The 25,770-nt window shown below is 44.0% G+C and carries 15 protein-coding genes and 4 pseudogenes; 8 read left to right on the forward strand and 11 right to left on the reverse strand.

What is annotated here, in order from left to right:
• Positions 1 to 134 precede the first annotated feature (134 nt).
• Complete coding sequence (pgmB, locus tag WA1_RS23475; RefSeq protein WP_017740118.1) at positions 135 to 2,996, forward strand: beta-phosphoglucomutase; 2,862 nt, start codon at positions 135 to 137, stop codon at positions 2,994 to 2,996.
• Between the two features lie 94 nt (positions 2,997 to 3,090).
• Here pgmB and WA1_RS23480 read toward each other — a convergent pair whose 3' ends face one another.
• Complete coding sequence (locus WA1_RS23480; RefSeq protein WP_017740117.1) at positions 3,091 to 4,665, reverse strand: AAA family ATPase; 1,575 nt, start codon at positions 4,663 to 4,665, stop codon at positions 3,091 to 3,093.
• Between the two features lie 227 nt (positions 4,666 to 4,892).
• Between WA1_RS23480 and WA1_RS23485 the strand changes: the two genes are divergently transcribed.
• Genes WA1_RS23485 through WA1_RS23500 form a run of 4 tightly spaced genes read left to right on the forward strand, consistent with a single transcriptional unit; the run spans position 4,893 to position 9,673 of the window.
• Positions 4,893 to 5,528 carry a hypothetical protein gene (locus tag WA1_RS23485; RefSeq protein WP_017740116.1) on the forward strand — a complete coding sequence of 212 codons (636 nt, stop codon included), beginning with the start codon at positions 4,893 to 4,895 and terminating at the stop codon, positions 5,526 to 5,528.
• Positions 5,529 to 5,558: 30 nt separating this feature from the next.
• Positions 5,559 to 6,524: a DUF1822 family protein gene (locus WA1_RS23490; protein WP_033334513.1), complete on the forward strand. Its 966-nt coding sequence runs from the start codon at positions 5,559 to 5,561 to the stop codon at positions 6,522 to 6,524.
• A gap of 22 nt (positions 6,525 to 6,546) precedes the next feature.
• The gene (locus tag WA1_RS23495) at positions 6,547 to 8,880 is read left to right on the forward strand and encodes a CHASE2 domain-containing protein (protein ID WP_017740114.1); all 2,334 of its coding nucleotides are present in this window, start codon (positions 6,547 to 6,549) and stop codon (positions 8,878 to 8,880) included.
• A gap of 13 nt (positions 8,881 to 8,893) precedes the next feature.
• Positions 8,894 to 9,673 (forward strand): DUF928 domain-containing protein, encoded by a 780-nt coding sequence (locus tag WA1_RS23500; protein WP_017740113.1) that lies wholly within the window; start codon positions 8,894 to 8,896, stop codon positions 9,671 to 9,673.
• A gap of 9 nt (positions 9,674 to 9,682) precedes the next feature.
• Here WA1_RS23500 and WA1_RS23505 read toward each other — a convergent pair whose 3' ends face one another.
• Entirely contained in the window at positions 9,683 to 12,982 is a 3,300-nt protein-coding gene (locus tag WA1_RS23505; RefSeq protein ID WP_017740112.1) for a two-partner secretion domain-containing protein, read from the reverse strand.
• 380 nt (positions 12,983 to 13,362) lie between these two features.
• Between WA1_RS23505 and WA1_RS23510 the strand changes: the two genes are divergently transcribed.
• Complete coding sequence (locus WA1_RS23510) at positions 13,363 to 14,445, forward strand: hypothetical protein (RefSeq protein WP_017740110.1); 1,083 nt, start codon at positions 13,363 to 13,365, stop codon at positions 14,443 to 14,445.
• Positions 14,446 to 14,492: 47 nt separating this feature from the next.
• Here the strand turns inward: WA1_RS23510 and WA1_RS57195 are convergent, their stop codons facing one another.
• Positions 14,493 to 14,648 carry a hypothetical protein gene (locus WA1_RS57195; RefSeq protein ID WP_158516681.1) on the reverse strand — a complete coding sequence of 52 codons (156 nt, stop codon included), beginning with the start codon at positions 14,646 to 14,648 and terminating at the stop codon, positions 14,493 to 14,495.
• A 149-nt stretch (positions 14,649 to 14,797) separates the two neighbouring features.
• Here WA1_RS57195 and WA1_RS55245 point away from each other — a divergent pair.
• Positions 14,798 to 14,929 (forward strand): annotated as a pseudogene (locus WA1_RS55245) (IS630 family transposase); the annotation flags it as partial.
• Between the two features lie 199 nt (positions 14,930 to 15,128).
• Here WA1_RS55245 and WA1_RS23515 read toward each other — a convergent pair.
• The 4 genes from WA1_RS23515 to WA1_RS23530 form a co-directional block, all read right to left on the reverse strand.
• Positions 15,129 to 16,640, reverse strand: a complete 1,512-nt coding sequence (locus WA1_RS23515) for a beta-barrel domain-containing protein (RefSeq protein WP_017740108.1) — start codon at positions 16,638 to 16,640, stop codon at positions 15,129 to 15,131.
• Between the two features lie 102 nt (positions 16,641 to 16,742).
• A complete protein-coding gene (locus tag WA1_RS23520) occupies positions 16,743 to 18,965 on the reverse strand; it encodes a peptidase domain-containing ABC transporter (RefSeq protein ID WP_017740107.1) in 2,223 nt (740 codons plus the stop codon).
• Between the two features lie 222 nt (positions 18,966 to 19,187).
• Complete coding sequence (locus WA1_RS23525; protein WP_017740106.1) at positions 19,188 to 19,565, reverse strand: hypothetical protein; 378 nt, start codon at positions 19,563 to 19,565, stop codon at positions 19,188 to 19,190.
• A gap of 291 nt (positions 19,566 to 19,856) precedes the next feature.
• Positions 19,857 to 20,258, reverse strand: a complete 402-nt coding sequence (locus WA1_RS23530; protein ID WP_017740105.1) for a beta/gamma crystallin-related protein — start codon at positions 20,256 to 20,258, stop codon at positions 19,857 to 19,859.
• A gap of 562 nt (positions 20,259 to 20,820) precedes the next feature.
• On the opposite strand from WA1_RS23530, the gene WA1_RS61790 reads away from it, so the two are divergent.
• The gene (locus WA1_RS61790; RefSeq protein WP_419183620.1) at positions 20,821 to 20,958 is read left to right on the forward strand and encodes a hypothetical protein; all 138 of its coding nucleotides are present in this window, start codon (positions 20,821 to 20,823) and stop codon (positions 20,956 to 20,958) included.
• Positions 20,959 to 21,298: 340 nt separating this feature from the next.
• Here the strand turns inward: WA1_RS61790 and WA1_RS61360 are convergent.
• The 4 genes and pseudogenes from WA1_RS61360 to WA1_RS23545 form a co-directional block, all read right to left on the reverse strand.
• Positions 21,299 to 21,685 (reverse strand): annotated as a pseudogene (locus tag WA1_RS61360) (two-partner secretion domain-containing protein); the annotation flags it as partial.
• Positions 21,686 to 21,848: 163 nt separating this feature from the next.
• A pseudogene (locus tag WA1_RS53115) lies at positions 21,849 to 22,006 on the reverse strand (two-partner secretion domain-containing protein); the annotation flags it as partial.
• Positions 22,007 to 22,043: 37 nt separating this feature from the next.
• Positions 22,044 to 24,683, reverse strand: a complete 2,640-nt coding sequence (locus WA1_RS23540) for a CHAT domain-containing protein (RefSeq protein WP_017740103.1) — start codon at positions 24,681 to 24,683, stop codon at positions 22,044 to 22,046.
• A 58-nt stretch (positions 24,684 to 24,741) separates the two neighbouring features.
• A pseudogene (locus WA1_RS23545) lies at positions 24,742 to 25,770 on the reverse strand (S-layer family protein); the annotation flags it as partial.

Consider the following 25,770-nt stretch of genomic DNA (forward strand, 5'->3'; position numbering starts at 1 on the left):
GAAGAGAGGGGAGTGGGGAGTAGGTAGTAGGGAGTAGGGAGTAGGGAATTATTTTTTACCCCTAACCCCTAACCACTAACCACCAACAACTACCCACCAACAACTAACAACTAACAACTAACCACCAACCACCAATGAATACACAGCAATTCATTTATGAGGACTGGATACTTGTTGAAAACCAGTTTAACCCCAGTAAAGTTCACCATAGAGAAACCGTTTTCACAATTGGTAACGGTTATTTAGGAACGCGAGGAACTTTTGAAGAAGGTTATACTCACGCTCAACCAGCAACTTTTATTCACGGGGTTTACGATAACGTTCCTATTGTTTACACTGAACTCGCAAATTGCCCAGATTGGATACCGTTAATTGTCATTGTCGATGGCGATCGCTTCCGTTTAGAACGGGGTGAAGTCTTGAGCTATGAACGACAGCTTGATTTGCGGCGCGGTGTTCTCAGCCGCAAGGTACGATGGCGCAGTCCAAAAGGGAAAACGGTAGACCTTTATTTTGAACGTTTTGCCAGTCTGGCTGACGAACACGTGCTGGTATTGCGTGCTCAAGTGACACCTGTAGATTTTGAAGGTCTGATTGAAGTTCAAACGAGTATCAATGGTTATCCTGAAAATCAGGGTTTTAATCACTGGGAATTACTAGATCAGGGAAAAACTGATAAAGGATCTTGGCTGCAACTCCGTACCCGCAATACCCGCATCGAACTGGGCGTAGCGTCTGGCTTAAAAGTATCGGGAATTGATGCTCCGGTGCAAGTGAGCAATCCACCAGGTTACCCCACCTTTACTACCACGTTTCAAGCTGGGGTGGGAACAACTGTCACGGTAGATAAATTCGTCACACTTTTTACATCACGAGATGTGGAGAAACCCTTAGAAGCAGCTTGTGACAAACTCGCACAGTTACCTGCTTATTCAGAACTGTTGAATGCTCACGAACAAGCATGGCAAGAAGCTTGGGAGAAAAGTGACATTGTTATAGAAGGTGATACCAAAGCTCAATTAGCTGTTCGTTACAATCTTTTCCAATTGCTTATCAGTGCCGCACAGCACGATGATAAGGTGAGTATTGCTGCAAAAACGCTTTCGGGTTTTGGCTATCGCGGTCATGTCTTCTGGGATACAGAAATTTTTATCCTTCCCTTTTTCATATATACGCAGCCCGCACTGGCTCGAAATTTGTTATCCTACCGTTACCATACCTTAAATGGCGCACGACGCAAGGCGATTCACTACGGGTACAAAGGGGCAATGTATTCCTGGGAAAGCGCTGATACGGGTGATGAAGTAACACCTCGTTGGTTACCTCCTAACGATTTTTACGGAGAAGATATCAGGATTTGGTGTCGCGATCGCGAAATCCATATCAGTGCTGATGTCGTTTATGCCGTATGGTATTACTGGCAAGCAACAAACGACCACGAATGGATGCGGGATCATGGCGCTGAGATTATTCTAGACACCGCCGTATTTTGGGGAAGTAGGGTAGAGTATAACACCAAGTACGAACGGTATGAAATTCGGGAAGTGATTGGAGCGGATGAGTACCACGAGCACTCAGACAACAACGCTTTTACAAATCGGATGGTGCAGTGGCACTTGGAAAAAGCTCTCTTTATATATGATTGGTTGCGTAACACTTACCCGGAGCAAGCAAACGCACTCACCGAGAAACTGCAACTGACTGCCGGACGGTTCTCCCGTTGGGGAGATATTATCACAAATATATGGATTCCTTACGACCCATCAACAAACTTAATCGAGCAGTACGAGGGATTTTTTAAGTTAGAAGATATCAACTTGGCTGATTACGAACCACGTACCAAATCAATGCAAACTATCTTAACCATTGAAGGCGCTAACAAGCGTCAGGTACTGAAGCAGCCAGACGTGTTGATGCTTCTCTACTTAATGCGACAGTCGAAAGAATTTCCTTACACTTCAGAAGTACTACAAAAAAACTGGGACTACTACGCGCCCCGTACTGACATTACTTACGGTTCATCCTTAGGACCAGCCATTCACGCCATATTAGCCTCAGATATAGGTAACAAAAAAGAAGCTTACGAACGATTTATGCAAGCGGCGTTAGTGGATATAGAAGATGTCCGAGGTAACGCCCATGAAGGAATCCACGGTGCAAGTGCTGGTGGTGTTTGGCAAGCTGTGATTTTGGGTTTTGGTGGCGTGCAATTAGCAGGAGATGCACCGACATCAACACCACACTTGCCCTATGGTTGGAAACGTCTACAATTTAAACTGATGTGGCAGGGCAAATGGCACGAGTTTGACTTGCGTTCTGATGAAAAAGAAATTATGCGCGATATTCGAGGAGTCATCTTTGATTTGGATGGTGTTTTGACAGATACGGCAGAATACCATTATTTAGGTTGGCAAAAGCTAGCAGATGAAGAAGGGTTACCTTTCAATCGAGAAGCAAATGAAGAACTGCGGGGTGTCTCTCGTCGAGATTCGCTGTTAAAGATTATTGCTAACAGGCAACAATACTCTGAAACGCAACTTCAGGAAATGATGGAGCGCAAGAATCGCTACTATGTGGATTTAATTCACAATATGACAGCAACCGATTTATTGCCTGGAGCACTGGCTTTGTTAGATGAGTTAAGGGCTGCTGGTATTAAAATAGCTCTTGGTTCGGCTAGTAAAAATGCCCAGACAGTGATTGAGAAACTGGGAATTAGCGATCGCATTGATGTCATCGCTGATGGTTACAGTGTAAAACAACCTAAGCCAGCACCCGATCTGTTTCTGTTTGCCGCCCGCGAGTTAGGGCTTGAACCACAACAATGTGTAGTAGTGGAAGATGCTGCAGCAGGGATTGAAGCCGCACTTGCAGCCGGGATGTTAGCAGTAGGGCTTGGTCCTACAGAACGAGTTGGTGAAGCTCATGTTGTTTTACCAAGTTTAGCAGGTGTTCGCTGGTTGGAACTGCGAGATAAGTTGAGTGCAGTTGACTAAGGATTAGGGACTGGGGATTGGGGACTGGGGACTGGAGACTTGGAAATCAATTCCCACTCCTTTTGTCCCGGTAGCTCCCCACCTCGCACCTCTACTATGCACGTATAACAGTGACAGAACGTTGATTTTTTGTAGATGTAATTTGAGTTGATAAACGTTCTTCAATTGGTGGTGCCTTAGTACGCCGATCAAAAATAAACAACCAACCCGATTCTAATCCTAAGCGTGCCAAATATGAATCTAATTGTTCAAGACCCTCAGATAGTGGGTCTCCTTTTTTATTGCGCCAAACTTTTATCTCGATTCCTAATGTGACATTCCCGTATCTTAAACATAAGTCCATACGGTCACTTCCGATTGCATACTCGCGCTCTAAAGTCCCACCACCATTGATAACCCGGTGTAAAAATGCCATCAGTACTAGATGGGGTGCAATTTCGTGGTATCCGGTGCTACCTAATAATGGTTCACCATGCTGACGCCAGAATTTCAAAAACGCTTGCAGTAAATCGTCAGTATTTAATTCGCCGTTTTGTGTTAACCAAGACGGTGAAATTGCAGGTAGTGAAGCTGAAGGTGTTATCGTTAATACTCTAGGTAATATTTCGCGATAAATCGGATTTGCAATTATTAATCCTCCTTGCGGGTTCATTTTACATAAACCTAAGTCGATAACAAATTGGATATCATCCGGTGGCACATCCCCTAGTTTCAAACCTGCTAGCATTGGTTCAATAATTGCCTTTACCCTTGGTTCTCGAAGTCTTTCAGCAAGTGAATCAAGATGAGTGTCTTTACGCGCAATTAATATTTCCTTCGCTTGCAAAATATGTTCGTGTGTAATGGCTACATTTCTATCCTTCACCATCTTTTCTACAACTTCTTTGGCTAATGCATTCACTAACCAAGGTTGTCCCTGAGTCAAATCAAACGCTATAGAGATTGCTTGTGCTGTGAAAACTTGTCCTGTATCCAAGGTATGTTGCTGATACAATTCTTCTACCTCAGAAGTATTAAAATCTCTCAGTGTTAGCGAACTGACTTTAATATTGAACGGACTCGACGTATTTAACCGATTCTCCGTAGGAGACGCTTCGCGAACGCTACCGCCTGATGCGACTTTATAGTCACGTACATCCCGTAAACCTATTAACCCTACTGACAACGGGAAGTTTTCGGGACGGTTGGGATAACCATCGCGTAGTTGTCGCAAAATAGAAATTAGTGCTTCATCTTGTAAAGAGTCAATTTCATCAATAAGTAGTACTAACGGTCGTGACGAAGCTTGCGCCCAAGCCTGTAAACTAGCTTGAATTCTCTGTCCCGGTTCCCTATAAACCCAATTCGGAGGTTGTAAATCTTGAGGTAAACGAACTGAAATAGCATTGCGCCAAGCACCAAGAATCGCTAGTTCTGCCGCGCCTGGGTCATCACGATAGGGCGCTCCCACTTCCGCAGATACCATGACCGCCGTGTAGCGCCCACTACCCGTTAGCTGTTTTGCTAGTGCTAACATTGCAGTTGTTTTACCCGTTTGGCGAGGCGCATGAATTACAAAGTAACTTTCTTGCTCAATTAACTGCTCCAAATCAGGCAATCGGCTGGTGGGTGCCAGCATATAGTGTTTGTCAGCTTTACAGGGACCTGCGGTGTTGAACCAGCGAGACATGCATTCTTTATTGGCATAAAGGCGGATGACTCAAGTGTACCATCACAAGGAAATTGCTATATTTAACGAATGCGGAGAGTTGCTAGCATTTCAACTGACTCGGTGCAAATTTGGATTTAGCTAAATGAAAAGTTTTGTAACAATCGCAACTCGTTTGTGTAAAACTCGCGCTCGTTACCTGAGAACTATAGAGCGCAACGGGCGTGCGATGACATTTAAAATCTTTTATGACAAACGACTCGACGAGAAAACAGTTAGATATAGAACTCAAAGAATTATCGCTCCTTGCCCAACGACACCCACAAGCAACTAAGGAGCGACGGATGGCTTTAACACAGCTTGTCAATGCCATTTGGCTGTCAGGTAAACTTTGCCATCCCTATAGCGGTCAATTTCAACTACATTATGAAGATATTTATGAAGAAGCGGTACAAAGTCTATTCTTTTATATTTGTCGAGATGACAATATTAGCAAATATAACTCAGAACGAGGCGAAGTCATGACTTGGGTGAATATGCTACTCACTAAGCGCTTTTTTCCAGAGGCTATACCCGTAGTTGTAGGACAAGAAAATGAAATAAGTTTAGACAAGTCGCACATAGAAAATATTTCCGATTCTGAATCTACGTCTTTGTATGAACAAATCATTCAATGTATCGAATCTGACCCAGAAGGAATTTTTATTAAAGAACATATAAAAGGTCATCCAGAAGCAAATTTTCAAGAAATAGCTAGACGCAGGTATTCGGGAATTTCCTGGAAAGATATCTCAGTAGAATGGGAAATTGGAATATCATCATTACATAATTTTTTTCAAAGATGTGTCAAAAAGTTTGCTCCTACATTAAGAGAATATTTGTAGATTTCATAGTATATACCGGGTAGTCAAAAAATGATGAGCAACAAAACAGGTTTTTTAACATTTACAGGACCGATAACTCCGGGTGCTAGGCGGCTAGCTGAACAGTTATGTAGACAACAAGCCACGCCTGAAAAAGGCGAACAAGTCCGTCTCAATACTTTATCTGTATCTTTTGTGAATTCATATCTACAATGCATGGGGTTCGAGACAGACTTGGAAGTGAGTGACAGTTGGAACCCAGTGCAGCATCTACTGATGGACGTTGCCGATCTATCGCTAAAAAATTTAGGCTCCTTAGAATGCCGTCCTGTGTTGTCAGGGGAACAGTTTGTCTATGTGCCACCCGAAGCACAGTCAAACCGCATCGGCTATGTAGCTGTGCAGATTAGTAAATCATTTCGAGAGGCAAAGTTGCTAGGGTTTGTTAAGGAAGTATCAGATGATGTATTATCAATCGGTCAACTGCATTCTTTGGAAGATTTACTGGATTATTTAGAATATCTCACTCAATTAAATACAGCCAAATTAGCTGATGATTCGCTCACAGTTAATAATAATTTGTTGAAATTAACGCAATGGTTTGAGAAAATTTTTGATGCTGGGTGGCAAGAAATTGAAGCTCTCTTACCCACTCAACCAGTCTATGCAGCTAGTGGACTTAGAAGTAATAAAGGCGATTTGGTTAGCAGGGGCAAGTTGATTGATTTGGGAAAACTTTTGACCCAGCAACTGGTCGTTCTAGTCGTTACTCTCACTCCAGATAACGAGCAGGAAATGGATGTTATCGTGGAAGTACATTCCACAGGCAAAGACAATTATTTGCCACCAAATCTCCATTTGACATTGTTGGATTGTGATGGAGCATCTGTCATGGAAGCCCAAACTAGAAGCACCAATAAGAACATTCAATTACAATTTAGTGGCGAGATAGGAGAGCGTTTCAGCGTTAAACTGGCTTTGGAGAATATCACCGCTATAGAATCTTTTGCCATCTAAAGCGAACACAGGAGTGCTGCCAATGAGAAAGTTAGTTGTCCTAAAACTAGATGGCGATTTAGAGGTGGGAGTGCGGGTGACGCTGGAGATTGGGTTTGAAGGTTTTCGCCCCAGTACAGAAATCTCCGGACAACTGCCTCCAAATCCAGATATGGCAACTTCCCTTAACCAGTGGCAGTCAACCTATGGTAGTCTGTGGAAATTTACCCGCATCAAAGCTAAAAAAATTGTTTACGATGGTTCCATCAGCCAGCGACGCGAGGAGTGCGACAAGTTAACTAGTGAGTTGCGATCGCTCCTGAATAACTGGTTGCTGGCAGAGTCTTTTCGTTCTGTCAGGGAAAAATGCCTCAAACACTTAATGCCAGAGGACGAAGTCAGGGTATTGATTCGCACTGCTTCGGTGCAGCTAAAAAAACTTCCCTGGCATTTATGGGATTTAGTGGATCGGGATTATCCAAAAGCTGAAGTCGCCTTGAGCGTTCCTCAATCAGAACAAGTGGCAGATGCATTGGAGGCAACTTCCTTTAGAAAGAAAATTAGAATTTTGGCGATTTTGGGCGATAGTGATGGTATTGATGTGAAGCAAGACCGCCAGTTACTAGAAAAATTACCCGGTGCTGCTACGAGTTTTTTGGTAAAGCCTCAACGTCAAGACATCAACGATGAGTTGTGGAAACAACCCTGGAATATCTTATTTTTCGCCGGTCATAGCAAGAGCGAGGGTGACACTGGTTGCATCTATATTAATGAGACAGATAAATTAACAATTGATGAACTTAGGTATGCCCTGAAACATGCTGTTGCCAAGGGGTTACAATTAGCGATTTTCAACTCCTGTGATGGATTGGGATTAGCGCGAGAACTACAAGATTTGCAGATTCCGCAAATTATTGTCATGCGGGAGCCAGTGCCAGACTTAGTGGCTCAAAAATTTTTAAAGTATTTTCTGGAGGTTTTTTCATCAGGACAGTCTATATATGCTGCAGTTCGCATTGCCAGAGAAAGGCTCAAAGGAATAGAAAAGGAATATCCTGGTGCAACTTGGTTACCAGTGATTTGCGAACATCCTACCGTAGTGCCAATGACGTGGTCAAAGTCTCAATGGTTTTTCAATACACGTCACCTGAGAACCTTGCTACTTGTGAGCCTGCTGCTAACTACTGGTGTACTGGGGATAAGATACCAAGGAGGGTTGCAAACATCGGAGTTGTTCTTTTATGACAGACTTATGCGATCGCGTCCCCAGGAAAAGCAAGATTCGCGCCTGTTGATAGTCACTGTCACCGAAGATGATTTGAAACTAAAAGAACAGCAACAAGGAAAAGGGTCGCTCTCAGATATAGCACTGGCGCGGCTGTTGGAAAAACTTGTACAGTTCCAACCGCGAACCATTGGCTTGGATATCTATCGTGATGAGCCATCACAATCCAACCAAGCTTCTTTAGCGACTCGGCTAAAAACAGATGACAAGTTCTTTGCGATTTGCAAAGTAAAAGATCGCACAAAAGACCATCCGGGAATTTCACCTCCCTTAGGGGTGCCGTCAGAACGCCAAGGATTTAGTGATACTGTCCCAGACTCAGACGGCTTTCTGCGTCGCCATTTATTGGCAATGCAACCAGCAGATCCAACATCCCCATGTACTGCACCCTACGCCCTTAACGCTCAACTCGCATTCCACTACCTAGAGAAGGAGGGGATTTTTGCCAAATACAGTCCCCAAGGGGATTTGCAGCTAGGCAACGTTGTATTTAAGCGGTTGCGGTCTCACATGGGTGGCTATCAACAAGTGGATACAGAGGGCTATCAAATATTGCTCAATTACCGCTCTTACCGAGGTTCTCCTTTAGAAATTGCCCCCAAAGTTACACTGACAGATGTTCTTAGGAATAAGGTCAACCCGGAACAAGTCAAAGATCGAATTGTCCTCATTGGTACTACTGCTCCAAGCTTCCGTGATTATCTTCTTACACCATACATGACCAAGCAGGGGTTTTACCAGGAAATACCAGGGGTCATTCTGCAAGCACAAATGGTGAGTCAAATCGTAAGTGCGGTGAAAAATGGACGACCTTTATTATCAGTTTTGCCTGTTTGGGGTGAAGTGTTATGGATTTGGAGTTGGTCGGTGGTTGGAGGAGCAATTGCTTGGCGCTATCGGTCAGGACTAAACCTCATACTAGTGGGTGGAGGCGCAATAGGCGTTTTATACGTTCTTTGCTTTATTCTCTGTTGCCAAGGGGTCTGGGTTCCCCTCGTTCCATCAGCTTTACTTCTCACAGTTACTGGCGGTGCTGTAGCGATCTACCTCACTTCACAACCAAGTCAGCGACAACTGATTTCTACAACTTGAGGCATAATTAAAGATGAAATTGTCTGTGCAAAAGATTCAACTTTCCCTCGCCATCAGTTTAATACTCCTTAGCTGTACACAAGTGCAGGCACAGCTTAGACATCCCACAAGACAATTAAACCGATCGTTGATTTTCGCAGCGCCGCCCCCACCATCAGACATTGGGGAACCAGGTAAGCGATCGGAAGCAGGTAGCCGTGGCTGTGGTCAGGACGTGAATGAGTCCGTGACTTCTGTTTCTCAAAAGCGGCTCACAGCCTTAGCCCCTGTTTATTCAAAGTCAGAATTAGTGTTTGGAACAACGATTGCCGAGCGTCCCAGTTTTTGGTTCTATGTTCCTTATTCGTCGTCCTTTGCGTATGGAGAATTTGTGCTGGAAGATGAAGCACAAAATCAGAATATATACAAAGTTGCTTTGACGGGGGCACCAGGAGTGATTAGCCTTCGCTTGCCATCAAAAGCAGTACCTCTAGAAATTGGCAAGAAGTATCGTTGGTATTTTAACATCTACTGTAAGAAGGATAATAAAATTATTGCTGATGTTGAAGGGTACGTAAAACGGGAGCAACTGAACTCTGCTCTGAAAACTCAATTAGAAAAAGCGACACCAAGTCAGCGCGTAGCCCTTTATGGTACTAATGGTATTTGGTATGAGGCGCTGAGTACTGCTGTCCAATTGCGTCGCACTCAACCGCAAGAAACTTCTTGGGCGGCGCTGTTGCAAACTGTTGGTTTGAGTGATGTGGCAACTGAACCAAAAGTGGAGTGCTGCAACTTAGAAAATCAGCAGTGAAGTTCAACACTAACTTGCCCTGCAATCCGGTTGAGTAAACCAAGGACTTTGAGGCGTGGTGATGGGAGAATGTGCTATGAAGACGACTTCCCCTTTTTCGTTTCGCATCCAACCAGTCGCTTCTACAATCCGTTCTGGTATGGCGGTAGTTGTTTTGCTGGTAACAGATGGACTATTGCGGTTATCACTGCGAGAATTGAGAGTAATTAAATCTACTTGTACTGCATCAGTGCTGAGGGTCTCGCCCGCATTAGGAGGTAAGCCGCCGCGTCCAGTGATGATAAATTGGCTCTTAGCTACAGTTCCACCCGCAGTACAGCTTTGTGCTACTTCAGTATCAACTGGTACTGATGGCAAATTGACTAAGCTACTATTGGGGTCGATATCGGGTGTGTTGAGTTCTATAGTGCCACTTAAAGAAGGGTTCGTTCGCGAAATTGCTGTGATATCGTTTGTTAGTAATTGACTGGAGTTTAAATCAGGACGCAACTTCTCAAGCTCTTGCCGACTCAGAGGTGTAATTCCAAAAATATTAGTAGCATTAATTGTGATTTTCCCACCACTGCCAGTAAACGCATTAGCAGTGATGTCATTATTTCCATTAGGGTTAGCAACGATGAAGCCATTAGGGGCATTGATAGTAATGTTGCCACCGTTTCCACCATCCTGCTGTGCAGTTCCAGCAGTGGCAGTGATGCTGCTGTTGTTACGCAGTAGTAGAATATCTCTGACATTGAGGATGATATTGCCACCTTCACCAAATGTGGTTTCAGCCGAGAGAGTTCCTTTATTGTCCAAACGGATGGATCGAGCAGTAACTTTTATGTCGCCTGCATTAGCAGCTTCATTACCTTGAACCCGAACAAACAAGCCACTGGCAGGACTATCATTTGAAAATACGTCCCTACTGTCAGATATAGCAAATTGATCTCCAAAGGTAGGAGTGGGAGCGCTACCAGAGATAGTGATGCTGTCAGTGGAATTGACAGTGATGTCACCTGCTTTTCCGCTGCTGAAGGCTGTGGTAAGAAGTTGCCCACCGCTAGTAACCTCAAGGGTTTTGGCATTAACAGTGATATTCCCGCCACGAAAGGCATTTCTAGTTTGTGTACTCAAAAGCGCTCTATCCGATATGCGTAAGGCATCAGTATTAATTACGATATCACCGCTTTGACCAGTAGCTGTTTCAACCGTGTTAGTAAATAACCCACTAGAGTATGGTAAGCCATCTAGCTGAACCCCAGAAATGCTGACAGAATCAGATGCATTGATCTGAATATTTCCCGCCGCCCCCTGTCCAACGGTGCTAGCGTTCAATCGAGCGCCATCAGTCATAAAGAGCGACTCAGCCTCAAGATAGATGTTGCCGCCATCGCCCTCTGCTTTAAAAAAGCCCACTTGGCTACCGATAGAGCTGTCCGTGAGAGAGACTGCGTCTTTAACCTGCACCGATATGTTGCCAGCATCCCCCAGCCCATCGGTTATGGTACTAAGCCCAGTATCATCAGTCATCAAAAGCGATCCAGCCTTAATCTGGATATCACCACCATCGCCCTTGGCTGTAGAGCTTACGCCGCTGCTGATATAGCTGTAGCCAGAGAGAGAGACAGTGTCTTTAACCTGCACCGATATGTTGCCAGCATTTCCCGTTCCAAACGTGCCAGAGCTTATTTGCGCTCCAGACTTGACTCTTAAACGAGGATCAGCAGTCATCAAGAGCGACCCTGCCTCGATGTGGATGTCACCACCATCACCCACTGCTCTATAGTTTTCACCAAAAAAGTTCACAAAGCTGTTGATGTAGCTGGTTGTAAGAGAGAGTTCGTCCTCAACCTGGACGGATATGTTACCAGCATTCCCCCTTCCATCGGTGCTGACAGTCACAATAGCTTCATCAGCCATAGTGAGCGACCCAGCCTTAATATGGATGTCACCACCATTGCCCACAGTTCTAGAACCTACAATGCTGTCGATAGAGCTGTCTTTGAGAGAGACCGCGCCCTCAATCTGAACGGATATGTTACCACCATTCCCTTGGCCTGGGGGGACGCCTCTTTTCTCAGAACGAGTCGTGCTGGCACTCAGTTGCGCTTCACTCATGGTGAGCGAGCCAGCTTTGATTTGGATGTTGCCACCATTGCCCATGGCTAAATAGTTTGCAGAACTGTCGATATAGCTTTGGCTTGAGAGAGAAACCTCGTCTTCAACGTGGATGGATATACTGCCAGCACTCCCCTGTCCAACGGTGCTAGCTCTTAGCCTAGCGCCATCAGTCATAGAGAGCGACCTACCTTGGATGTTGATACTACCACCATTACCAGTGGCATCAAGATTTACATTGTTTTCAATTCTACTTGATTGCTCTATTTTGATTGCCCCTGTAGCATTGAGCGTAATATCTCCCGCAACAGAGCCAACTAACCCTAAACTTTCTCCTATACCAGCAAGAAGCTTACTTCCTCCTAAAATATTTAAGTTCTGGGCATTGACTACAATATTACCTCCACCTCCGGCAGTCACATCAACTTCAGATCCATTGGTAAGTGATACATTTGCTCGGGCTACACTATCAGGAAAACTTAAACTTAAATTGTTGCCATTCACATTCAACCCTACTGTTCCCTCTCCTACCAATCCTCCCAACTCAACTCGACCACCAGGTGCAAATAAAATTCCGTCATCCAAATTCACTTCACTGCTTACGAGTGCCAAAGTTTTACCAGACTGCACCTGCAAACCAACGGGGTCACCACTACTATTGAATGCGGAGGATTGATTGAGAATATTTCCTCCTGGATTCCTCCCATATTGCAAACCAATGGGCGCACTTATAGTCAGCAAGGACGTGGTTTGTCCAGAAGTGGCATTGAACTCAAACCCATCTGAAAATTCTAGACTACTTGCCGTACTTGCTAAAAAAGAACCGCCGATATCAAGACGAGCATTCTGTCCAAAAATAATCCCATTGGGGTTAATCAGAAATAGGTTAGCTGTACCATTAGCGCGGATCAACCCATCAATATTAGAAATAGACTTACCCGTTACCCGACTGATGATATTCTGAATATCCACAGCATTATTGAAGAAAGCAGTGCCGCCATTCGGAGCAGAAAACTCCCCAAAGCTGTGGAACAAGTTGCTTCCTGCTTGAGTTCCTCCAGTAATATTGAAGGTGCTACCCTCTCTTGTAACGCTGGAATTATTAGGTAGAGTGCTATCGGGCGTAATTTGGGCAAGAGCACAATTTGCAGAGAAAATGCTTGTACCACATATCGCAATTCTTAAGAACCAGCGCCAACGAGTACTCATCTCGGACATTGCATCCCCCTCTAGGAAACAGCAGTTGCTCAACCTGTGTTTATGTCACACCACTAATATGGGTTTACTGATGGTCGAAGTAACCTCTGCCTTATTCTCAGTTTCAGGCATGGGAGTTTTACACAAAAGCCACGATTTCTTTACGAAACTTCAAGATAAACAAGAGAAAGAGCTAGGATTATCACCCCAAAAAAACTCGGAGTAAATCAGAGAGCTTCCCAACTGGGTTCAATTAGAGGAACGTGCAACAAACCTGCAAGTATTAAGTTAATAAATTTTTGTAAAGAATGAAAAATTCTGTGTAAAACTCGCACCTCTCAAGTTGAGTAGTAGCAGGTGTTAACTTGAGACCCACTAATTCCTTCATTCATATGTTCGATCCTAATTTTTATCGCGCTGCCAATTCCGACTTAGCTGGTTTGACCAATGCTCAAGCCTTGTCTCACTTCCAGACTTATGGTCTTAACGAAGGTCGTCGCTTCTCACCACTCATTGATTTGAATTTTTATCGGGCTAGCAATTCCGACCTCTCCAACTTCAACAATAACCAATTGTTGACTCATCTGGAAAATTCCGGGATAGCTGAGGGGCGCAGCTTTTCCCCACTTGTTGACCTCAACTATTACCGCGCTAAAAATAGTGATTTAGCTTCATTTAACAATGAGCAACTATTTAATCATTTAAGAACCTACGGTGTCACAGAAAGTCGGAGATTTTCTCCAATTTTCAGTTTAACAGAGTATCAGACATTTAACTCTGACCTCAACAACTTAAGTTCTTCTCAACTTTTGAACCACTTTGAGATCTATGGTTTAAATGAAGGACGTCAGTTTTCCAACTTTTTCGAGATCAACTACTACCGTACTAACAACAGTGACTTGGCATCTTTTAATAATAGGCAACTGTTGGAGCATTTTGAAATTTATGGTTTGAATGAAGGGCGTAAGTCTTCACTCTTTTTTGATGCTGGCTACTACAAAGCAAATAACCCCGACTTAGCTTCTTTAAAAGGTATCTACTTACTGGAACACTTTCAGTCTTATGGTCTGTATGAAGGACGCTCTGCGACTATTGACTATGCGGGAAACACCTTAAGTACTGCTCGCCAACTTCCCATCAGTTCACTTGAAACTCGCGTATATGAATCCGTTGGCTTGGGTGATACTAGCGACTATTATAGATTTGATTTAAATCAAGCTAGCGATGTAATTATAAGTGATTATGGCTACTCTAGGAGCGTACTTGAGGAAGTACTTGACAGCAATGGTCAAATTATCAGTTCTAAAAACTCTGGAATTATCTCACCTACTGCTACCAAGCTTACTATTGATGAATTAACGAGACAGCTTCTTGATTCATTGCAATTCATTTCATTAGCTCCTGGTACTTACTACTTACGCATTCAACCACAAGCTGGTAACACTAATTACTATTTTACCATTAGTACTTCATAAAGAAAGTTCGCGTCTTTGCTAAAAATGAACAGTGCAGTTTGCGCTCATCAACCCCCTGGCTGTTGCTTGAACGCACGGCAATCAGCTATTCTCTGCCAGGAAGTATTGCCACCACTGCCGTTGTTGCTAGCTGTAGTAGCAATCGCACTGCCGTTACGCATAAGGATTAAATCTCGCACATCTAACATAATAAGCTGTTCCACATCTAATTTGCATAAAATGGAAATTAGATAAATTCGTGAATTACCGCTATGCCTGCCAAAGGATACCTGAGTCAATTACAAAAATAAAGGTTACAAAAAGCTCTATCAGAGAGTGACAATCCAAAATTGACACAGAAAATATTAATGTTATATCTCATCGAGTATTTAAATCGGTAGATGAACTAAAAAATTTATTAGATAGGTTGTTAAATCAGGGAGAACTCATAATTGAATGGGGAAGAAGAATTAAAAACAAGGGTAATGCTGTTATTGCAAACTAAATGTGGAACAGCTTATCGCTGCTGACAGTTAACTTCGCCTCCCACAGGGCAGTTTTCGCACGGCGAACCTGTTCTTCCTGTGTCCGAAGTTCATTTTTGGGAATGAAGCCCCTTTGATCGAGAGCCTCAAGCTCTTGGAGTTTCGTTTCCTCGCCTTTTAGTTGTTCCTCAGCTTCGACAACTTTCTGGCGGTTACGTGCTAAGGGTCTGCGATTAGCCTTGCTTTCCTTAAAAAGAATTGCAGTACAGTCTCTTCTCTAGAAACAATATCGGCTGTGCCTTGCATCCCCAACTGGACAGAACACTGTTTTTCGCCTTGATGTAAAGAAAGGTTCTCTGGCTCAATTGTCACTTCGTAAAAAGCGCCGACACCTGCTGCTTTTTGGGTTGTAGTTGGTGTAGGAGCAGCTGTAGTTGCACCATTAGCTTGAGGAGTGAATGCATCTGGGGAAATCGCCGTGACCTTACCTTTAAGAGTGCCGTAATCTGGATAAGGACAAGCCGAAACCCTCAAAAGTACTTTTTGTCCTTCTTTTAACTTACTCTTTTCCTCAGATGCCACAGATGCTTTAACCACTAAAGGGACATCATTTGGGGCAATTTGAGCAATTTCCTCGCCAACACGTACAGTTTGACCGGGGTTTCGCAGATTCAGTTTAGAGATAATGCCATCCGCTGTGGCAGTGATGGCAGTCTGGCTGAGGTCGATTTTCACTTGCTGGAGTTCACGGATATCGCGCTCAAGCTGTTTGTAAATTTCAATACGTTGTTGGATAAGGGCGATGCGTTCTTTATCTGATGTGGCTAAGCTAGCTTTGCCTGTAGCTTTTTCTTGGGCAATACGTTGTGTGGCGATCGCAACTTCTGCGTTAGTGGGATTAAGGGCAGCCATTGCCTGTTGCCGTTTAGCAACCGAAGCAACAACCGCTTGTTTTAGGCGCTCAATTGTTTGTTTCTGTGCCTCAATTGCTGCTTTTTGTGACTCAACTGCTTGTTGTTGCTGATTAACAGCCAGTTGTGCTTCCTCAAATTGATCCACAGAAAGCGCTCCTTGTTTAGCTACTTTCTGATATCGGTCTCGCTTTGACTGAGCTGCTGTGAGAGTGGCACGAGTAGACCCTAATTTTGCTCGATCTGACCTTAAATCTGCAAAAGCTTTTTGCAATTCCTTCTGAGCCATTCTCACGTTCGCCTCAGCTTCTTGAACCTCGGTCATACTGGTAATTGTTTTGTCTTGATACTCGCGAGTGCGACCGCTCAATTCAGCTTCAGCTGCAGCTATAACGCGGTTGCTCCGGTCGGTTTCGGCTCGAATTCGGCTATGGATAGCATCGAGCTGGGCATTAATTTGAACCAGTTGTAACCGAGACTGGTGGATATTGCTTTGCAGTTGACTTTTTTTGGTTTGAAGGCGGGAGTCATCGATACTGGCAATGATATCGCCTTTTTTGATAGCTTGATTTTCTTTGACCCAAACGCGCATCACCAGACCTTCACTTGCAGCCTGAACAATCCGCAATTCACCCGCCGGACGAACCACAGCTTGTCCTTTAACAGTGACTTTATATTTGGCAACAGCAGCAACCGGAAAAGCTAATCCAAGAACACAAAGGATAAACAATCCGCCGAAGGTCGTCCAACGACTAATTGGTGGCAAAAATTCGTTTTCTTGAATTGGGGGCAGAAACTCGGAGTTGGAGTGACTCAGCATGATAGTCTTATACCATTTTGGATTTTAGATTTTGGATTGCCAAAGCTTTGTGAATAGCTACTTCTCCACTTCAATCTGTAGGAATCATTTTTCAAATCAGTATTATCTACTCACTGCAGTGGATTTACCGTTGGATTCAGCTAGTGAAGATTTCAACACCAAACCATTGCTGGGTAGGAAAAAATCATTTAGGAAGTCTAAGTGTGTGCCGGGAAGATGGCGCAGTTCCTCTGGAGTGCCTTGAATTTTCAAGCGTCCTTCTTCAAGCAGTACAATCCAATTGGCTCGCCCAATAACTTTGGGGCGATGACTAATCATAATTGTGGTTTTGCCCTGTCGATGAAATAGCAATTTATCTAGCACTTCGGCTTCACTTACCGGGTCGAGAGCGCCCGTGGATTCATCTAAAATCAGTACGGGCGGCTCAGTTATTATTGCCCTAGCGATCGCTAATCTTTGCTTTTGACCTCCAGAAAGATTTGCACCAAATTCTCCTAAAACAGTTTGATATTTATCGGGCAATTTACTGATAAACTCATCTGCACCAGCTATTTGGCAAGCTTTAACAATTTGTTCAAAAGTGATATTCGGATAACTGAAGCGGAAGTTGTCGATAATTGAGCGACTCCAGAAGTGGGGTTCTTGCGGGACTAACACTACCTGTTGTCGCAGACATTCTAAAGAAAGGTCTTGCTGGTTGTACATACCATAGCGAATATTGCCAGACTGGGAAGAATATAAACCCGCAATCAGTTTGGCGAGAGTACTTTTGCCACAACCAGATTTACCAATCAAAGCAATAACTTGACCACCTGGGATAGTTAGGGAAAAATCTTGCAGCTGGTCAACTCTACCTGCATAGTGGAAGTTGAGATTCGTGCAAGTCATGTCTGCATTGCCCTTAATTTCTGCCCAAGGCTTTTTGACATCATTATCGTCTTCTGGGGTAGCGTCAATGACTTCTGTCAAGCGTTGGATAACAATTTGGGCAGTGATAAACTCATCAACTAACCCGATGACTGAACCTAGGAAGCCGAGAAAGTTACCACTCATACCGCTAAATGCGAGTAGCTGACCAATGGAAAAGGTTTGATTAATCACCAAGTACGAACCTAACCAAAGTAGAGCAATACTAGTGAAAGTAGAAATAAGACTAGTGAGTGTGCCACTGTAAAGTCCCAGTTTCATTGTAGTCCAGCCTAAATTGGCGAGACGACCAAAATTGGTCTGATACTCTTGCCAAGCTTGCCCAGTGGCAGAGGTGGTTTTGAGAACCTGGACCCCGCGAAAGGTTTCCACCAGAAAGCCTTGGTTTTCTGTACCAAGGACAATCATGTTGCGAGTTTTCTGACGTAAGGCGGGGAGGAAAAGCAGGTTGACGAAGGTGACAATAACAAAGGCGGCAAAGGAAGCTACAGTAAGCTCCCAACTATAGAAGAGCATAAAGCCCAAAGAAACCAAGGCGATAAAAAATTGGCTGGGTAAACCGAGGACAATTTGGGATACTAGGGCATTGATGGCATTAACATCAGCAATGCGGCTAACGACTTCGCCACTGCGCCGTCCTTCAAAATACTCAAGGGGCAAGTGTAGAAGTTTTCGCCCGTATTCCAGGATTAAACCTAATTGCAGCCGCTGACCAAAGTGACCGATGAGGTGAGACTGTACCAATCCAATAGCACTTCTGATTAAGTTCATCACGATCACCCCAATTGCTACAGTTGTAAGCAGTTGAGTGTCTCCCCGCACAAGTACGTCATCGGTAAGGAGCTGCATCATCAACGGGGAAGCGAGGGAGAGGAGTCCAATGGCGATGTTGATTGCTATTGCCTGAATGAGAATGCCACGATAAGGCAAAACACGCGCCAGATAACGTCCAAAGCCGCCTATTTTATCTTCTGGTTGTTGATAAAAGCGGCTGTCGTCTGGCTCTAACAACAGCATTATGCCATTGCCCCAACCTGCCATTAACTCAGAGCGGGTGAGATAGCGGATTCCGATGCCTGGGTCAGCAAGTGCATATTTTTTCCCTTTTTGCCCGTAGAAAACAACCCAGTGATAGCCTTTCCAGTGTATAATGGCTGGCAGGGAGATTTTGTGTAAAGAGTCGAGCAGTTGCGGGGAAGCTTTAACTTGACGGGCATTAAATCCTAGAGCTTCGGCTCCTCGGCGCAAACCCAATAGGGTTGTTCCCCGCGACCCGGTGCCAACTGCTTCGCGCACTCGACCTATAGCAAAAGTGCGGCCGTAGTGTTTGGCAACAGTAGCAAGGCAAGCAGCACCACAGTCTTCTTCACTGTGTTGCAGGACACTTTGATATTTCATCGTCAAAACTCAAACCATCTAGCTTTGTTGGTTCTAGCTCTGTTGTTGATTTTTGAAATGGGACGCTTATTGCATCTTTGAGAACAATCAACAACAAATGTGTTACATCTCCCTTTGTTGGAGAGAAGGCGATCAAGGGGAAGGTCTCGATCGCCGTAAATGTTCTACTGATCTAATCAGTTTGTTCGATCTGACTTTTGAGTATTTAGCAAAGGCGCTGCGTTAGGAGTAGGTAACTTTTATTTCGCCAGCGACATATATACGATCAGCACGATCTCTAAAGTCAATTACGTAAGTACCTCCCCGTACGTTAGTCCATGTAGTGGTATCTTCACCAACACTGACTAGCTTTTCATTCTTGTTATTAGTATCTACATTTCTAATAGCTGCATAAAAGTCTGGGTTATCGCTTGACCGTCCTCCGGAGTTGTAGGTGTTGGTAAAGAGCTTGATTGTGGCATTGGGTGACACTTTGAACCTTCCTGTTTTTTGATCTTCATCAAAATTAAGAGTGCCTCTGAAATCCTTACCTCCTTCAACAACAGCGGCTTCTACAGGAGTTAATTCTGTGAACAGTTGTTCATACTGATTATCTTTCATCTTTTTTCTCCTAATTAAGTGTGAATTGTTCTGTGTCGTTCTTTAAGGAACTATCATTTTAGAAACTTGCTGCAAAAGTTGTTGTTTTGATCTGCTACCTATTTCTCGGAGAGTGAGTGATGTCTGTGTTTTATGCAGGGGAGTGAGATACTAAACTGCCTCAGAAATGGAAGGCTCTAAGGCAGTTTCACCGTTTCAGCAAAAATCCTAGAACGGATGTAGAGAAGTCAAATTCATGGCAGCTTGACTATTTAGGGATAATTCTCCAGAACAGTTGCCCGAAGATTAGAGCTATCCTACCCGTCGAATGGAACTTATTGAGTCGTTTGGAAGACCAATTGCACCGGCATCAGGGTAATATCCTGGGGTAAGGACTCTGGATGGGTGTCTAAAGCCAGTGTGCATGTATACCTGCCATGTTCCTCTTACTACTTCAATGGAGGAAGTCTTGTCATTCCAGTTCCCGAACACACCCAAGCCATTGTTTCCGAGATCCGTAGGACCATCACTATTTGTTGCATTGATTCCCAGTCGTCTCCCACCTCTGAAGTTATTTTCATATAAGATCACATCTGGGTTAGGACCGTTATACTCGACTCTACCTCCACTACAAGTAGCAGCAACCTCATCGTCAAGTTCTTGGAAGACAGGAGTTGCTTCAAGGTTTTGGAAGTAGTCTTTGGTTTTTAACATCGTCGTTTTCCTTCATTTTAGATTGATGTTGATGTGGAATTAGTGATAGATTGTCTAATCCCATTTCAATATTCTGAGATTCAACCTATAAATTCAAGAGTTGAAAACTAATTAATCGCGCATAAATAAAGAATTTATGTTCTCATTATTTAAGCTTTTGAAATTCAAAAACAAAAAGCACTTTTATCTTGATAAATTAAAGTATCTTGTTCTAATAAAATACTCCCATCTACCACCTTAATACTGAAGCTATGCTTTTGATTTCACGATCGCTTTTTTCTAGCTGCTTCTACCCCGTCACAGCAACAACGCCCGAAAAGTCTAACTTCTGACCATTCACACGATGATTGCGAAGTTTTGTAACTAGTTGTGGAATTCCTGGACTTTTGATTCTGATAAGTAAGCGGAGGTTTACAGGGAGTACCCAGGCAAACTTCCAGTCCCGCAAGTTCTACCAGGAGAAATCGCTGTAGAAAATTAGAGTCTTTACTTAACACTTTTTCAGATCAAGCTTTTACTAAAGAGTTTAGAAGGCGATTTACGCCCAGAATATCGCCATCGCATTGAAATTATGCGGCTTACAGATGCAGGCCAATCTCAGGCACAAATCTGTAAAGCCTTGGGGTGTTCTCAAAGGAACCAATCGCACCAAGAATTGCAGCATTACTATTCGCGATTTGCAGTCGAACTTCGAGCCTAATTTCCTGTGGTCACTCAATCTCATCAAAACTGGTAACTAATTCTGCCGTGAAACTTATAGCAAGCAACTTTGGATATTAGCCAATTTATTGAATATACGAACTGCGGAGGTTCGCTCTTTTATGTAAAGTCAGTTACCACTGAGGGCACTCAAGATTTGCGAGAGCAATTGCTGAAGATTGGAATTCCTTTGTAACTGTCAAATCAATACCTTATTGAAATTTTTTTTGAACGATAAACGTCCAATTTATACCTAATAATCTGACGTTAATGGATCTGTTGAAATTTCTTTTGATATTAAGGTCTACTGCAACTTAAAAAATCTACAGTGAAGCACAATTTTAACTTGCTTTGCAATCCGGATAGGTAAACCAAGAACTATGGGACGTGGCGGTGGGAGCACTTGCTATGAGGACGATTTCCCCTTTTTTGTTTATTATCCAACCACTAGCTTCTACAATGCGTTCTGGTATAGTGGTAATTGTTCTGGGTGTTGTTTGGAGAGTGGTAGCACTGAACTCTTTACCATCAGCAAATTTTAGGCTATTTGCCGTAGTAACCAAAAAAGAACCACCAATGTTCAACGAGGCATTTTTCCCAAAAATAATCCCATTGGGATTAATTAAAAATAGGTTGGCATTACCATTAGCGCGAATTAGCCCATCAATATTAGATACTCACCCACCCGTCACCCGACTGATGATATTCTGAATATCCACAGCATTATTAACCCCCATTCCGCACCCCCCACTGTCACAATCGGTTTTCTCGTATTTTTACTAACGGTAAAAGCTTTATTTTATACAAATATGGGGAAATTATCGATGGCGATCGCCAACACCAAATCCTCAAACCTCCAAAATTCGTAGTGTGACACTTTAGGGTGCGGAAGGTGGGTTATTAAAGAAAGCAGTGCCGACAGTAGGAACAGAAAACTCCCTAAAACTGTGGAACAAGTTGCCACCTGCTGGGGTTCCTCCAGTAATCTTGAAGGTATTACCCTCCCTTGTGACGCTGGAATTATTAGGTAAAGTGCCATCGGGAATAACTTAACAAGCCATCTTGGCGTCGATCTCGGATATAGTATCACAGCCAATTCCCTAGCAGAACGTAGGGTGCCCAATACCTGGGACGTTTGTACTTAGGATTCTGTAAAAGAGCTAACTGGGCGCGACGGAGTGCTTCGGCTTTAGTCAGTTTTTTGTTGGCTAACTCTTGGTAAAATTGACTCATCAACACAGCGGTGGACTCATCATCCAAGTTCCACAGAGAAGCAATGGTACTGCGTGCTCCCGCCTGAAAAGCAACACCAGCTATTCCCAGCCCAGCCCGCTCATCGCCTGCAGCTGTTTGACAAGCACTCAGGATAAGCAATTCAATCGCTTCGGGTCTGTTTTGCTCTATAGTTCGCACTAACTTATTGAACTCCTTGACATAAATGCGGTCATCCCAAGCGACAATAAATGTCTCCTCCGGTGTGGAGCTAAACTGACCGTGAGTTGCAAGATGAACGACTGGGAAAGGTAGAGAATTAATTCGGTTTTGCAACGCCTTGCTGGTAAATTCTTGATTAAGAAGTATGCTGCTAGGTACTTGAGAGCGGATTTCCTCTAATTCACGCTTGACGTTGGGGAGTGCAGAAAATCCGGAACGTGGTTCAGATAATCCTGCGGCTATTGTCTTTAATTCTTGCTGCAATGGTTTGGGTTCAATCAGTTGCAGACCGGGGGTCAGTGCAATGCTATACTTCTCTATCAGATACTGTTTGCCGTCGTAGAGAGCCGCCATCGGGATATTCCGCAACCAACCATCCAGCACAAACACCAAAGTCGGGGTATTACTGTCAGCCAAGTCAGCTGAAGCCGGTTTAATTAACCAGTTGTAGACCTTTTGGGACAAGGACTGAACCTGTCGCAGTGTGTGGGGCTTTGTTAAATTTTCCTGTAGTTGTTTTAAAGTACTTTGCACTTCCTCTTTACCTACAAAGGTAGCGTAGTGCCGTGGAGGCTTTTGCGGTAACTGGAGGATGACCTCCAGTCGGTCTGGCAAAATAAAAGGATAGATAACTGCTGCCGTTATTTGGTCTTCTTTTTTACTTTGAATCCTAGCATTCAAACAGGTGTTGCGAAAAAAGTTGTCAAGTTCTGCCACTTGTAGCAATTCTATTGTTTCGCTCGCTTTTTGGATATTTTCTGGACTGGGTTGGGAATTTGCCCCTGGTTGCAAAAGTAACTGTACTAGTTCTCGATATACAGGTTCGACTTCATCCCGAAAGGAAAATTTCACCTCTGGATTGACGGCAACTAAATCGTAGCGCAGAGACTGGAGGGTATTGACTGCTTCATTGTAAGATGCGATCGCTCCTCTCATATCTTTCTTAGCTTTCAGCAAACGTCCCAGCTGCCATTGCCATCGATAGGCAATGTCCTTAGCATCAATAGCTTGAGCCATCAGCAAGGCTTGCTGGGTAAGGTTTTGTGCATCAGACCTCTGCTGGGTTTGTTCATACAGTCCACCCAGGACACCAAGAGCATAGGATTCTGTGCGTTTATCTTGCAGCCCTCTCGCTTGCTCAATAGCAGTCGCTAATAACCGTGCTGACTGCTGAGTGATGAGTTTTGAGTCTTTCTCTGTAATCTTCAGTTCTCGGAACTCAGGACTCAGAAGTTTCATCAAACTCTGAGCAAAGTTGATGCGAGCAGAGATTGCCGTGCGACTCACTGGTAAATCCGCAAGCTGAGTTTGAATTTGGGAGGACAATGCATGGAAAGCCTGGAATTGCTTGGTGTCCACCTGGAGTCTTAGGTGATTGACTTGAGCTTGGATGCGCGTAGTAGCTGAGGTGGCAGTTTTGGCAGTCTGTTGATAAAACTCTATAGCAGCTTGGGTGTCCTGCTGGGCGCGGGCTGTATTACCGAGACTGAGTAGAATATCACCTATTGCTTGTGGCTGTGGTAAAGCTTTTGCTATTTCCAAAGTTTGTTGCAATATCTGCCGAGATGCTTTTAAATCACCTGTCACTTGCACGACATTGCCAAGACTACGCAGTCCTGCAACTTTCAGAGGCGAGTTGGGTTGGTTTTGCAGAACCTGAGTACTTTCCCTTAATATTTTCTCGGCTTGACGATAAAACCCCAAGGCTTGCAAAGCTTGGGCTTGATTTATGCGGTTACGAATAACTGCTTTACTGTCTCCTATTTTTTCGTAAATGTTAGCTGAGAGCCGCCAAGTATTTAAAGCATCTTCAGCTTTAGATAAAGACAATTGCAAGCGACCTTGAATATCTAAAACTTGAGCAAGAATTTGGGAATGCTCTTTTGTGTTTATATTTGGTGAGGTTTGTAATAGATTAAGGTTTTGGGCGTGAAGCGAATCTATTGCCTTGGAAATCGCACTTTCAGCTTGAGTCCACTGTCCAAGTTGTTGATAAGTTAATGAGAGATTGCCGAGTGTCATGGCAAGTCTTAGTTCATCGCCATTGGCTTTGAACGCAGAGATAGCCTGTTGCCATATTGCAGCTGCCTCAGCAAACTGTTCAGCTTCATAAAGTTTTCTGCCTTGTTCAAACAAGTTTTGGGCATCAGGCAAGCTTTGAACAATGGTGGTTTCTGCTGTCATACGTGCAAAAGTGGGGGGCAATAACCCCGCGCCCAAGAACATAGCCAGAAACAGCAGTACACTCAAGAGGCGTTTAATTTGACCTAATCTGAATTTTTTTCTTGCCATGTCTTTACCCTTATTCACGTCGTGTCTTTGCTAAAAATGAACAGTGCAGTTTGCTAGATTAACTTCCCTGGTGTTGATTGAATGCACGGCAATCCGCTGTTTTCTGCCAGGAACTATGAGGCGTGACAGTAGGTGCATTCGCTGTCAGAATTACATCGCCGTTGGTATCAATCACCCAACCAGTCGCTTCCACGATCCGAACTAGTGTAGAGTTAGTGGGATTTGTAGAAACTGGTGGAGTCAAGGATTTATCAATTTTGGGGTTTAGAGTAATCAAATCTACTTGAACTGCGTCAGTGCTGAGGGCATCGCCCGGATTAGAGGGCAAGCCGCCGCGTCCAGTGATAATAAATTCGCTTTGTGCTTGACTTCCACCCGATTGACAGGTCTGAGCCACCTTAGTATCAATTGGTATAGCTGGCAAGTTGACTAACCCCTGAGCGGGGTTAACATCGAGTGTGTTCATTTCCACGGTGCCGCTAAATTCTGGCCCAAGGTTAGAACTGGCAGTGATGTCACTTTGGGGGGTTTCGTGTTTCCGGAATTTTGTACCAAAGATACCTTGAGCATTGATTCTGACCTGACCTCCTCTGGCGACATCAGCGTTGGCAGTGATATCGCTATTTTCCAGGGCGAGGAGGATATCGGTATCAATGGTGATATTGCCTCCCGTAGCTGTGCCAGTGGCGTTGGTGGTGATATTGCTTGAACGACGCAACACTAGGTTTTGAGAGCGCAAAGAGATATTGCCCTTATTGCCCACTATAGTTGTAGCTCCGATGCGGCTTTGGTTGTCCAGATGAATCGTATTGCGGGCGTTAATAATCAAATCGCCCGCATCTCCTTGTCCGAAGCTGCTAACGATCAAGTTAGCGCCATTGGTTATAGAAAGCGACCCCGTCGTGATATTGACAATACCTCCATTACCTCCGGCATCCTTTTCTACCCGGCTGGAAGCACCACTGGGTTGTCCGTTTCTACCCATTCCATCAAAAGAGACCAGATCGCGGACGTTAATGTTTACATTACCTGCATTTTTCTGACCGTAGGTGCTAGAACTTAGGATCGCGCCATTGGTGACCGAGAG

The organism is Scytonema hofmannii PCC 7110 (assembly GCF_000346485.2).
Taxonomy (GTDB): domain Bacteria; phylum Cyanobacteriota; class Cyanobacteriia; order Cyanobacteriales; family Nostocaceae; genus Scytonema; species Scytonema hofmannii.

Bases quoted from the DNA above. Each gene is read 5' to 3' on its own strand.
- pgmB (WP_017740118.1), top strand. From the start codon at position 135: ATGAATACACAGCAATTCATTTATGAGGACTGGATACTTGTTGAAAAC.
- WA1_RS23480 (WP_017740117.1), bottom strand. From the start codon at position 4,665: ATGTCTCGCTGGTTCAACACCGCAGGTCCCTGTAAAGCTGACAAACAC.
- WA1_RS23485 (WP_017740116.1), top strand. From the start codon at position 4,893: ATGACAAACGACTCGACGAGAAAACAGTTAGATATAGAACTCAAAGAA.
- WA1_RS23490 (WP_033334513.1), top strand. From the start codon at position 5,559: ATGATGAGCAACAAAACAGGTTTTTTAACATTTACAGGACCGATAACT.
- WA1_RS23495 (WP_017740114.1), top strand. From the start codon at position 6,547: ATGAGAAAGTTAGTTGTCCTAAAACTAGATGGCGATTTAGAGGTGGGA.
- WA1_RS23500 (WP_017740113.1), top strand. From the start codon at position 8,894: ATGAAATTGTCTGTGCAAAAGATTCAACTTTCCCTCGCCATCAGTTTA.
- WA1_RS23505 (WP_017740112.1), bottom strand. From the start codon at position 12,982: ATGAGTACTCGTTGGCGCTGGTTCTTAAGAATTGCGATATGTGGTACA.
- WA1_RS23510 (WP_017740110.1), top strand. From the start codon at position 13,363: ATGTTCGATCCTAATTTTTATCGCGCTGCCAATTCCGACTTAGCTGGT.
- WA1_RS23515 (WP_017740108.1), bottom strand. From the start codon at position 16,640: ATGCTGAGTCACTCCAACTCCGAGTTTCTGCCCCCAATTCAAGAAAAC.
- WA1_RS23520 (WP_017740107.1), bottom strand. From the start codon at position 18,965: ATGAAATATCAAAGTGTCCTGCAACACAGTGAAGAAGACTGTGGTGCT.
- WA1_RS23525 (WP_017740106.1), bottom strand. From the start codon at position 19,565: ATGAAAGATAATCAGTATGAACAACTGTTCACAGAATTAACTCCTGTA.
- WA1_RS23530 (WP_017740105.1), bottom strand. From the start codon at position 20,258: ATGTTAAAAACCAAAGACTACTTCCAAAACCTTGAAGCAACTCCTGTC.
- WA1_RS23540 (WP_017740103.1), bottom strand. From the start codon at position 24,683: ATGGCAAGAAAAAAATTCAGATTAGGTCAAATTAAACGCCTCTTGAGT.